Raw genomic sequence first — 9,633 nt, 5'->3', positions numbered from 1 at the left:
CGGCGGGCGGCCTCGGCGAGCGCTCGTAGCTGTGCGGCCGAAAGGATGCCGAGGCGCGGGTGGACGCGGGCGAGGAGCCCGTCGCCGCTCGGCATCGGCCGCATCAGGCTCGGGCACCAGCCGCGGCGGGCCGGCGCCTGTGGCGCGACGCGGCGGGGCAAGGCGCTCATGCCGCGTTCTCCGGCAGAAGCGCCTCCGGCGGCATGGCGTTGCGGCGGCTCTGCCAGAGGCCGCGGCGGCGGGCCCCCTCGAAGCGGTCGAGGATGGCGCGGGCGGCCGCCGGATTCGCCGCGCTCAAGGGCTCGAAGACGTCCGGGTCGCTCACGGTGGCGGCGTAGAGCCGGTCGATCTCCGCGCTGCCGACCGCGTCGCTGGCGGCCGCGAGCACGAAGAGCGCGTCGACGCCCTGGGCCAGTTCCTGCGCGCCGCGATAGCCGTGGCGGAGCTGCGCGGCGATCCAGCGGGGATTGGTCAGGCGGCCCGCGATCAGTCGCCGCGCGTCCTCGGCGGCCGTGCGCACCTTGGGGCGCTCCGGGTTGCCGGTGTCGAGGCTGTAGAGCGGCGTCGCGCCGCCGGTGAGCGCGGCGGCGGCCGCGAAGCCGCCCATGGCGTCGACGGCGGCGTCGCCGTCGAGGAGGTCGCGCTCGGCCACGTCGAAGGCGTGGACGTAGGCGTCGGCCGACGCGACGCGGCCGGCGAAGGCGTCGGGGGCGGCTTCCTCGGCATCGCCGTAGGCGTGAGAGGTGGCGGCGAGATAGGCCCGGCCAAGGTCGTCGCGGGCCTCCCAGGCGCCGTCGAGGGCGACGCCCGCGGTGCCGGCGCCGTAGCGGCCCGGGGCGGCGCCGTAGACGCGGGCCGGCGCCTCGCCCCGGCGGCGGGCGGCGGCCAGCGGGTTGTCCTCGTCCTCCTCCTCGCGGGCGGCGACCGCGCGGGCGGCCCGGTCGAGGAGGGAGAGGGTCTCGGGAAAGGTGTCGCGGAAGGCGCCGGAGACCCGAACCGTCACGTCGATGCGCGGCCGGCCGAGGAGGGCGGGGGGCAGCACCTCGAAGCCGGTGACGCGGGTGGTGGCGTGGTCCCAGGTCGGGCGCACGCCCATCAGGGCCAGCGCATGGGCCACGTCCTCGCCGCCGGTGCGCAGCGTCGGGGAGGCCCAGAGGTCCATGAGGATGCGGGCCGGGTAGCTGCCCTCGTCCTGGAGGTAGCGGGCGACGACCGCCTCCGCCGCCCGCTCGCCGAGCAGGCTCGCGGCGCGGGTCGGCAGGCTGCGGGGGTCGAGGGTGGCGAGGTTGCGCCCCGTGGGCATCACGTCGCGGCGGCCTCGCGAGGGCGAGCCGGCGGGGCCAGGGGGCACGAAGCGCCCGTCGAGGGCGGCGATGAGTCCGTCGCGCTCGGCCTCGGCGCACGCTTGCCGGGCTGTGTCTGCCTCCTGCGCCGCCCGGCCGAAGACGTGGAGCCCATCGCGAAAACTGGTCTCGCCGAGGTCGCAGAGATGGGCGTCGAGGGCGGTGAGCGCGTCGGCCATGGCCGTGCCGGGCGCGATGCCCGCCGCATCGAGCAGCCCGGCGGTCTCGGCCTCGTCGAGGATGGCGCGGGCGATCAGCCCGGCCCGGCGCGGATCGAGGACGCTGGCGGCGGAATACTCCTCGACGAGCTCGCGCAAGCGGGCGCCTTCCGCATCGAGCGCAGCCGTCGCGGTCTCGGGCGTGAGGTGTCCGAGGGCGACCCCGCCGAGGCGGCGCTTGAGGGGGGCGGCCTCGCCGGGATCGTCGACGATGAAGGGATAGACGACCGGCAGGGTCCCGACCGCACGGGCGGGCCAGCAGTCGAGCGAGAGCGCGACCGCCTTGCCGGGGAGCCACTCGGTGGTGCCGTGGGTGCCGAGCTGGACCAGCGCGTCGAAGCGCTGCCGCAGGCCGAGATGGAAGGCGAGGTAGGCGTGCGTCGGGGTGAGATCGGGGTCGTGGTAGCTGTCCTTGCGCTCGAGTGAGCGGCCCCGGTCGGGCTGGAGGAACAGCGTCGCGCCGCCCCCACATTCCAGGGCGCGGAAGCGGAAGGCGCCGTCCCGGCAATGCGGGTCGGCCTCCGGCGCGCCCCAGGCGGCGGAAACTTCGTCGCGGGAGGCTTCGGGCAGCGTCGCGAGCCAGGTCTCATAGGCGGCGAGCCCGACGCGAAAGCCTTGCTCGCCCTCCGTGAGCACGCGCATCAGCGCCACCGGCTCCGGGATGCCCTCGATTGTGTAGCCGGCTTCCGCGATATCGGAGAGGATGGCGGCCGCGCTCGCCGGGGTGTCGAGCCCGACGGCGTAGCCGGCCCGGCCGCCGCGGGCGGGATAGTCGGAGAGCACGATCGCCAACCGCCGCTCCCCACGGGGCAGGCGGGCCAGACGCACCCAGGCGGCGGCGCGCTCGGCGAGCGCGGCGATGCCCTCGGGGTAGGGAACGGCCCGGCGCTCGGAAAAGCCCTCGATCTCCGGCGCCTCCTCCTTGAAGGAGATCGGGAAGCCGGAGAGGCGCCCGTCGAACTCCGGCAGCGCCACCTGCATGGCGAGGTCGGCTGCGTTCATGCCCCGGGCCGAGCCCTCCCAGGCGGCCCGCGCGCTGCCGAGGGTGAAGGCTTGGAGTACGGGGCAGCCGGCCCGGTCGAGGACGAAGCCGGCATCGTCCCGCGCCGAGAAGGCCGTGGCGGCGAGGATGATGTCGGGCCGGCGCGCGTCGAGGGCCTGCGCAAGAACGGCGACCGCCTCTGGATCCTTGAGGCTCGACACGGCGAGCACCTGCGGAGCGAGGCCGCGGGCGGCGAGCGCCTCACAGAGCGCCTGAACCGGCGCGGTGTCGCCCCCGAGCACGGCCGAGCGGTAGGCGAGCACCAGCGCCCGCGCCGAATCCTCCGGCACGGCGACCCCATCGGGCGTCCAGGGGAAGGCGCGGGGCATCGCCTGCGGCGGCTCGGCTTGCCCCCGATGTCCGAGCTCCAGGCCGAGCCGGCCGAGCATCCGGCGCAGGTTCGCCTCGCCCCCGGCGCGGAAGTAGCCGTCGAGGACGGGCGCGAGTTCGGGGCGGGTCGCGTAGGAATCGAGGCGGCGGTCCGGCCGGTCGTCGCCGGGCAGGAGCACGAGGCCGATGCCGTTGGCGCGGGCGACCTCGGAGGCCCGCTCGATCCCGTAGCGCCAGTAGTCGAGCCCGCCGAGACAGCGGATCACGACGAGCCGCGCCTTGGCGATCACGCCGTCCACGTAGAGGTCGACGGAGAGCGGGTGGCGCAGGCGCGCGAGCTTGGCGAGCCGAAGCGAGAAGCGCGGCTCCTCTGCCGCGTAGGCGCGGGCGAGGCCAGCGAGGTCCGAATCGGTGAAGGAGAGGAACACGACCTCGCCCGGCGCCTGACCGAGATCGACCGCCGCCTCGCCCTCGTCAAGGGAGACGGTATCGATCCGGATCAGATGCATGGCCGGGCCCCGGCCGTCACGGCCGCTCCTCCACCTGCAGGCGCGGCGGTCGCGCCCGGCGCCGGCGGCGCAGGCGCCACAGGGCGCGCAATATCAGGAACACGATCAGAACGAGCGGGATCCAGGGCAGGCTCGCCACCGCGACGCGCAGGGCGGTGCCGGCGCTCTCGCCGAGGATGCGCCCGCTCTGCGCCCAGGCGTCCGAGACCGGGGCGAAGGGCCCGGTGCGGGTCTCGTCGGAGCGCAGCGAGATCGTCACGATCTCGGTCTCGACCCGCTGCCGCACACCCCGCTGAGCGGCTTCCGCCTCCTCGATCTGCGACTGCACCTTGGCCAGCTCGTCGGCGACCTTGATGAGGCTCTCGACGCTGATGTCGGGCCGCTCGGAGAGCGCCGTCAGCTTCGCGCGGTAGTCGCCGAGCTGCGCGATGCGGCGGGTGCCGTCCTGGATCACCCGCGTCACGTCGTCGGCGCGGGTCGACTGATCGCGGACCACCACGTCCCCGGCCGCTTCGCCGGGGAGCGGCGCCGTGACGAAGGCGACGTAGGGCGCCACCGCGTCATGCGGCAGACGGACCTGCAGCGACGCGCTCGGCCGGCCCGACGGGCCGCGGCCCTCGCTGAGCGAGGATTCGAGCAGCACGCAGCCCTTCTCGGCCTCGCCGTTGCAGCGGTCGCGGGCGGCGGCGAAGCGTGCGGCGACCCGGTCCGAGCGCAGGCCGATGGTGAGGCTGTGCCGGTAGGCGAGCTGGACGTCCTGATTGCGCCCCAGCGCCGGCGACGCCGCGAGACCGCGGATCTCGGGCGATGCCGTGCCCGCGTCCCGATCCGCGCAGCCGCCCGCTGCCAGCAGGAGGGCGAGGGCGAACCCGCGCAGGAGGGTCGGAAGGGCGCTCATCCCGCCTATCCCGCGAGCGCCGTGGCGACGGCCTGCCGGTCGAAGCCCTTGAGGCCGATCACCACGAGGCGGCCGTCGCGGGGCTCTCCGCTGCGCCAGGGCCGGTCGAAATGGTGGCTCACCCGGCGCCCGACGCCCTGGACCACGAGGCGCATCGGCTTGTCGGCCACGGCGACGAAGCCCTTGATGCGCAGCACGCCCTCGGTCTCGGCCGCGGCGGCAACACGCGCGGCGACATCCGTCGGGCTGCCTGCCGGGCTGACGGGCAGGGCCACGGTCTCGAAGTCGTCGTGGTCGTGGTCCTCCCCTTCGCCGTGATGTGAGGGGCGGTTGGCGAGGTCGTCCTCGGCCGCCGCCGAGAGGCCCAGCAGCACGGCGGGCTCGATGCGCCCCTGCGCGGTCTCGACGGTCTTCACGGCGCAGGGCAGGTGCCCGGCGATGTCGGCGCGCACGCGGGCGATGGCGTCCGCGTCGAGGAGATCGGTCTTGTTGAGCACCACGAGGTCGGCGCAGAGGAGCTGATCCTCGAAGACCTCCTCCAGCGGGTTGTCGTGGTCGACGCTCGTGTCGGACGCGCGTTGCGCCGCGAGCGCCTCCGGGTCGTCGGCGAAGGTGCCCTCGGCCACGGCCGGCGCGTCGACCACGGCGACCACGCCGTCGACCGTCACCCGCGAGCGGATCGCCGGCCACTGGAAGGCCTGGACGAGGGGCTTCGGCAGGGCGAGACCGGAGGTCTCGATGAGGATGTGCTCCGGCGGCTCCGGCCGGTCGAGGAGGCTCGTCAGCGCCGGCACGAAGTCGTCCGCGACGGTGCAGCAGATGCAGCCGTTCGGCAGCTCCACGATCGAGTCCTCCGTACAGCCCTCGACCCCGCAGGCGGCCAGGAACGAGCGGTCGAAGCCGACATCGCCGAACTCGTTGACGAGGATGGCGAGCCGGCGCCCGCCTGCATTCTCGACGACGTGACGCACGAGGGTCGTCTTTCCGGCGCCCAGGAACCCGGTGACGATGGTGCAGGGCACCTTGGCGAGGAGGGTCATTCGGCGGCCTTTGGCAAGGGGTTCGGCGAGGGATTCGGAAAGGGCGGGATGCGGGCGACGACGCCGGACTTGAAGGCCTGCGGCCGCTCCCGCCAGGGCACGATGCCGTCGCCGGTCGTCGCGTAGCGGGTCACGCCGTCGAGGATGGTCGCGGCGGATTCCACCGGGTCGAGGTCGCCGTAGACGTAGGTCCAGCGGCCGGCCGAGGCCACCGCGACGGTGCAGGGGCGCTTGCAGACGGAGAGGCACTCGACCGCCTCCAGGCGGATCTCCGCGCCGGGCCGCTCCTCCAGCGCCTGCGCCAGGGCTGCGAGCAGGCGCGTGCCCGCTCGCGGCTCGGCGGTGTCGCCGGCCGCGCGGCAGGTCGTGCAGACGTAGAGCGTCACCGGTTCAGGCATTCGCCCGCTCCCGCCCGAACATCTGCCAGCACCAGCCGAAGGCGAGGCCGATCACCGCCCAGGTCACGAAGGAGACGCCGAGCGAGCGGGCCGCGAACTGCGCGGCGAGCCCGGCGGGAAGCGCCGTCTTGGTCTCCGCCGCCTCCGGCGCCCCGGCGAGATGCGGCCCGACGATCAGGACGAGGCCGCCGAGGATGGTGATCGCCACCCGGCGCACCAGGATGAGGTAGAGGCCGAGCGCGGTGGAGACCGCCGTCATCACCCACCAGGCCTGCCGGGCGGCCAGCGGCGCCGCTTCGCTGCCCGGGAGCTCGGGCGGCAGGCCGACCGCCGGCGCCAGCGCGACCGCGAGGAAGCCCGCCACGGCGAAGCCCAGCGCGCTCTCCGGCGTCGGCTCGCGCCCGACGGCGAGCATCACGGCACCGAGCAGCAGCGCGTAGCCGACCGCTCCGACGAGCGTCGCCAGCCCCGTGAAGGCCGCCCGCTGGAGGCCGGGCGCCGGCTGCCACTCGCGGGCCTCGCCGGGCGCGGCATGTCCGTGATCGTGGGCGAGATGCACATGCGCGGGCTGGATCAGCCCCGGCGCGGAGGGCGCCGAGGCCTGGGTCTCGTAGCGCTCGGCCGCGACGATGAGCGGCGAGGTCAGCACGAGCTGAAGGCCGGTCGCGACGACGGCCGCGAGGAAGCCGGCGGCGAGCGCCGCCGACAGAAGCCGGAGGATCATCGGGGTGGAGCCGCTGCGCCGGAGGCTCAGTGGCAGGGGTAGTTCTGCGTGTGCCGGAAATCGTGGGCGGCGTTGTGCAGGACCGTGGCCGGGGCGAAGCCCGCGACGAAGACGAGGCCCAGGCCGAGCAGGGCCGCGATGGCGACGGCCGAGAGTCGGTCGCCGGCGCGGGCGGTGGTCTGGCCGAGGGTCTGAACGCTGGTCGCCATGGTCAGGTCTCTCCCGCCGCCCCACCGGCGGCATCGATGGTTGTCCCGTGTGACGGCAGGTCTCCTGGCTCGCGGGTCGCCGCGCCTGCCGCCTTCCCGGACATCAGGTCCGGTGGCCATCGGCAGGAGCTTACCGCTCACAGTTGCGGGGGCAGCCGCGGAATCCGGGCCGAGGCCCGCCACCGCATTCCCTTTTCACCCCGTCGCCGGGGCACCGTCGCTGGCCTTGTAGCGCGCCGCCGCGGACGGCACAACGCGCTGGGCCCGCCGAAAGCTTTGACCTCCGCCTCTCCTTTCGGGCAAAGCGGCCCGATGCTCGTCGCCCCGCCTCGCATGACCCTCGTCCTCGGCGGCGCGCGCTCCGGCAAGAGCCGCTACGCCGAGGCGCTGATCGAGGCGCAGCCGTCGCCCTGGCTCTACCTCGCCACCGGTCAGGCCTTCGACGACGAGATGCGCGCGCGCATCGCCCTCCACGGGGAGCGCCGTCGGCAGGGCTGGCGGACGCTCGACGTGCCGCTGGCGCTGCCGGAGGCGATCTCGGACGCGCGAGGGCCGGTGCTGGTCGACTGCCTGACCCTGTGGCTGACCAACCTGATCCTGTCGGAAGCCGAGCTCGAACCGGCCTTCGGCGCGCTCCTCGACGCCTGCGGGGCGGCGCCCGGCCCCCTGGTGCTCGTCGGCAACGAGGTCGGCCTCGGAATCGTGCCGGAGAACGCGCTCGCCCGCCGCTTCCGCGACGAGGCCGGGCGCCTGCACCAGCGCCTCGCGGCCATCGCCGACCGGGTGGTGCTCACCGTGGCGGGCCTGCCGATGACCGTGAAGGAGTGCCGATGACCGGGGATGCCGAGCGCCACCGCGCCAAGATGGAGAAGCGCAAGGCCGCGCAGGACGCGGAGGTCGCGGAGAAGACGATCGAGAAGGGGCTTCTCATCGTCAACACCGGCCCCGGCAAGGGCAAGACCACGGCGGCGCTCGGCCTGATGCTGCGCATGCTCGGCCGCGGCCGGCGGGTCGCCTGCGTGCAGTTCATCAAGGGCGGCTGGGACACCGGCGAGAAGCACGCCTTCGAGAGCTTCGGCGATCGGGTCGCCTGGCACACGCTCGGCGAGGGCTTCACCTGGGAGACGCAGGACCGCGCCCGGGACGTCGCCGCCTGCGAGCATGCCTGGGCGAAGGCCGTGGAGCTGATGGCCGATCCCTCCCTCGGCCTCCTCGTCCTCGACGAGCTCAACATCGCGCTCCGCTACGACTACCTCGACCTGGAGAGCGTGGTCGCGGCGCTGCGGGCGCGCCGGCCCGACCTCCACGTCGTCGTCACCGGCCGCAACGCCAAGCCGCCGCTGATCGAGGCCGCCGACCTCGTCACCGAGATGGGCAGCGTGAAGCACCACTTCTCGGCCGGCGTGAAGGCGCAGGAAGGCATCGAGTTCTGATGCGCCCACGCGCGCTGATGATCCAGGGCACGGGCTCCGACGTCGGCAAGTCGCTGATCGTCGCCGGCCTCGCCCGCGTCTTCGCGCGAAAGGGACTGCGGGTGCGCCCGTTCAAGCCGCAGAACATGTCGAACAACGCCGCCGTCACCGCCGACGGCGGCGAGATCGGCCGCGCCCAGGCCCTTCAGGCGCGGGCGGCCGGCGTGGCGCCCAGCGTCCATATGAACCCGGTGCTGCTGAAGCCGCAGAGCGAGGTCGGCTCGCAGGTGGTGGTGCAGGGCCGGATGGTCGCGACGGTGAGGGCCCGCGACTACCAGACCTGGAAGCCGCGCCTTCTCGAATCGGTGCTCGACAGCTTCGGCCGTCTCCGGGCCGAAGCCGACCTCGTGCTGGTGGAGGGCGCGGGCTCGGCCTCCGAGGTCAACCTGCGGGCGGGCGACATCGCCAACATGGGTTTTTCCCGCGCCACGCAGACGCCGGTGGTGCTCGTCGGCGACATCGACCGGGGCGGGGTCATCGCGAGCCTCGTTGGCACGAAGGTGGTGATCGATCCGGAGGACGCCGCGATGATCCGCGGCTTCATCGTCAACCGCTTCCGCGGCGACCCGAGCCTGTTCGCGGACGGCATGGCGATGATCGCGAGGCTTACCGGCTGGGAGGCGCTCGGCCTCGTGCCGCATCTGCCCGAAGCCGCCCGGCTCCCCGCCGAGGATGCGCTCGGGCTCTCAGGCTCCGCACCGGGCGAGGGACGGCGCCTCAGGATCGCCGTGCCGGTGCTGCCGCGCATCGCCAATTTCGACGATCTCGACCCCCTGCGGGCGGAATCCGGCGTCGAGGTGGTGCTGGTGCATCCGGGACAGGCGATTCCGGGTGACGCCGCCCTCGTGCTGCTGCCTGGCTCGAAGACCACTATCGCCGATCTCGAAGCGCTGCGTGCGGAAGGCTGGGAGATCGACATCCGCGCCCATCTGCGCCGGGGCGGCCGGGTGCTCGGTCTCTGCGGCGGCTACCAGATGCTCGGCCGGATCCTGAGCGATCCCGACGGCATCGAGGGCGAGCCCCGCAGCGTGCCGGGCCTGGGCCTCCTCGACGTCGAGACGATGATGACGCCCCTGAAGCGCCTCGAAGCGGTGAGCGGCACGAGCCTTGCCGACGCGGCATCATTTGCCGGCTACGAGATGCATATCGGCGAGACCACCGGGCCGGATACCGCCCGGCCGCTGCTGCGCCTCGCGGACGGGCGGCAGGACGGAGCGATCTCCGCGGACGGGCGCGTGGCGGGGAGCTATGTCCATGGCCTCTTCGCCGACGACCGGCAGAGGGCGGCCTGGCTCGCCCGGCTCGGGGGCGCCTCAGATGGGGCGTCCTACGAGGCCGGCGTCGAGAGCACCCTCGACGCCCTGGCGGCGCATCTCGAACGCCATCTCGACTGCGACCGGCTGCTGGCGCTGGCGGGCGGTTGACCCGCGGCCCCGCTTCCGCCGACCCT

10 protein-coding genes and 1 riboswitch are annotated in these 9,633 nt (G+C 74.1%); of the genes, 3 read left to right on the top strand and 7 right to left on the bottom strand.

Features of this window, described 5'->3' with window-relative positions; genetic code table 11:
- The 7 genes from MFF04_RS22115 to MFF04_RS03980 form a co-directional block, all read right to left on the bottom strand.
- Positions 1 to 170 (bottom strand): ferredoxin-like domain-containing protein (locus MFF04_RS22115; RefSeq protein ID WP_505744203.1); only part of this gene is annotated, 170 nt, incomplete at its 3' end.
- On the bottom strand, positions 167 to 3,442 hold the full coding sequence (gene cobN / locus MFF04_RS04005; RefSeq protein WP_238274177.1) for a cobaltochelatase subunit CobN: 3,276 nt from the start codon (positions 3,440 to 3,442) through the stop codon (positions 167 to 169). The genes MFF04_RS22115 and cobN, both read right to left, overlap by 4 nt.
- A gap of 16 nt (positions 3,443 to 3,458) precedes the next feature.
- Positions 3,459 to 4,340, bottom strand: coding sequence for a DUF4349 domain-containing protein (locus MFF04_RS04000; RefSeq protein ID WP_238274176.1), 882 nt, complete (start codon positions 4,338 to 4,340; stop codon positions 3,459 to 3,461).
- Positions 4,341 to 4,345: 5 nt separating this feature from the next.
- Complete coding sequence (cobW, locus tag MFF04_RS03995) at positions 4,346 to 5,380, bottom strand: cobalamin biosynthesis protein CobW (protein ID WP_238274175.1); 1,035 nt, start codon at positions 5,378 to 5,380, stop codon at positions 4,346 to 4,348.
- Positions 5,377 to 5,778: a DUF1636 family protein gene (locus MFF04_RS03990; protein WP_238274174.1), complete on the bottom strand. Its 402-nt coding sequence runs from the start codon at positions 5,776 to 5,778 to the stop codon at positions 5,377 to 5,379. The genes cobW and MFF04_RS03990 overlap by 4 nt, the downstream gene beginning before the upstream one ends.
- Positions 5,771 to 6,502, bottom strand: a complete 732-nt coding sequence (locus tag MFF04_RS03985; RefSeq protein WP_238274173.1) for a CbtA family protein — start codon at positions 6,500 to 6,502, stop codon at positions 5,771 to 5,773. The genes MFF04_RS03990 and MFF04_RS03985 overlap by 8 nt, the downstream gene beginning before the upstream one ends.
- 26 nt (positions 6,503 to 6,528) lie before the next feature.
- On the bottom strand, positions 6,529 to 6,711 hold the full coding sequence (locus MFF04_RS03980) for a CbtB domain-containing protein (RefSeq protein WP_373319950.1): 183 nt from the start codon (positions 6,709 to 6,711) through the stop codon (positions 6,529 to 6,531).
- 37 nt (positions 6,712 to 6,748) lie between these two features.
- Positions 6,749 to 6,945, bottom strand: a riboswitch (cobalamin riboswitch).
- A gap of 78 nt (positions 6,946 to 7,023) precedes the next feature.
- On the opposite strand from MFF04_RS03980, the gene cobU reads away from it, so the two are divergent.
- From cobU to MFF04_RS03965, 3 genes are read left to right on the top strand one after another with little or no spacing between them, the layout of a single operon-like run.
- A complete protein-coding gene (gene cobU / locus MFF04_RS03975; protein ID WP_238274172.1) occupies positions 7,024 to 7,545 on the top strand; it encodes a bifunctional adenosylcobinamide kinase/adenosylcobinamide-phosphate guanylyltransferase in 522 nt (173 codons plus the stop codon).
- Positions 7,542 to 8,144: a cob(I)yrinic acid a,c-diamide adenosyltransferase gene (cobO, locus tag MFF04_RS03970; protein WP_238274171.1), complete on the top strand. Its 603-nt coding sequence runs from the start codon at positions 7,542 to 7,544 to the stop codon at positions 8,142 to 8,144. The genes cobU and cobO overlap by 4 nt, the downstream gene beginning before the upstream one ends.
- The gene (locus MFF04_RS03965) at positions 8,144 to 9,607 is read left to right on the top strand and encodes a cobyric acid synthase (protein ID WP_238274170.1); all 1,464 of its coding nucleotides are present in this window, start codon (positions 8,144 to 8,146) and stop codon (positions 9,605 to 9,607) included. The genes cobO and MFF04_RS03965 overlap by 1 nt, the downstream gene beginning before the upstream one ends.
- Positions 9,608 to 9,633: the final 26 nt, after the last annotated feature.

Origin of the sequence: Methylobacterium jeotgali (genome assembly GCF_022179345.1) — a bacterium.
GTDB classification, from domain to species: domain Bacteria; phylum Pseudomonadota; class Alphaproteobacteria; order Rhizobiales; family Beijerinckiaceae; genus Methylobacterium; species Methylobacterium jeotgali.
The sequence above is the reverse complement of the archived record's forward strand: the minus strand, read 5'-3'. Positions and strand labels throughout refer to the sequence as shown.

Bases quoted from the DNA above. Each gene is read 5' to 3' on its own strand.
- cobN (WP_238274177.1), bottom strand. From the start codon at position 3,442: ATGCATCTGATCCGGATCGATACCGTCTCCCTTGACGAGGGCGAGGCG.
- MFF04_RS04000 (WP_238274176.1), bottom strand. From the start codon at position 4,340: ATGAGCGCCCTTCCGACCCTCCTGCGCGGGTTCGCCCTCGCCCTCCTG.
- cobW (WP_238274175.1), bottom strand. From the start codon at position 5,380: ATGACCCTCCTCGCCAAGGTGCCCTGCACCATCGTCACCGGGTTCCTG.
- MFF04_RS03990 (WP_238274174.1), bottom strand. From the start codon at position 5,778: ATGCCTGAACCGGTGACGCTCTACGTCTGCACGACCTGCCGCGCGGCC.
- MFF04_RS03985 (WP_238274173.1), bottom strand. From the start codon at position 6,502: ATGATCCTCCGGCTTCTGTCGGCGGCGCTCGCCGCCGGCTTCCTCGCG.
- MFF04_RS03980 (WP_373319950.1), bottom strand. From the start codon at position 6,711: ATGGCGACCAGCGTTCAGACCCTCGGCCAGACCACCGCCCGCGCCGGC.
- cobU (WP_238274172.1), top strand. From the start codon at position 7,024: ATGCTCGTCGCCCCGCCTCGCATGACCCTCGTCCTCGGCGGCGCGCGC.
- cobO (WP_238274171.1), top strand. From the start codon at position 7,542: ATGACCGGGGATGCCGAGCGCCACCGCGCCAAGATGGAGAAGCGCAAG.
- MFF04_RS03965 (WP_238274170.1), top strand. From the start codon at position 8,144: ATGCGCCCACGCGCGCTGATGATCCAGGGCACGGGCTCCGACGTCGGC.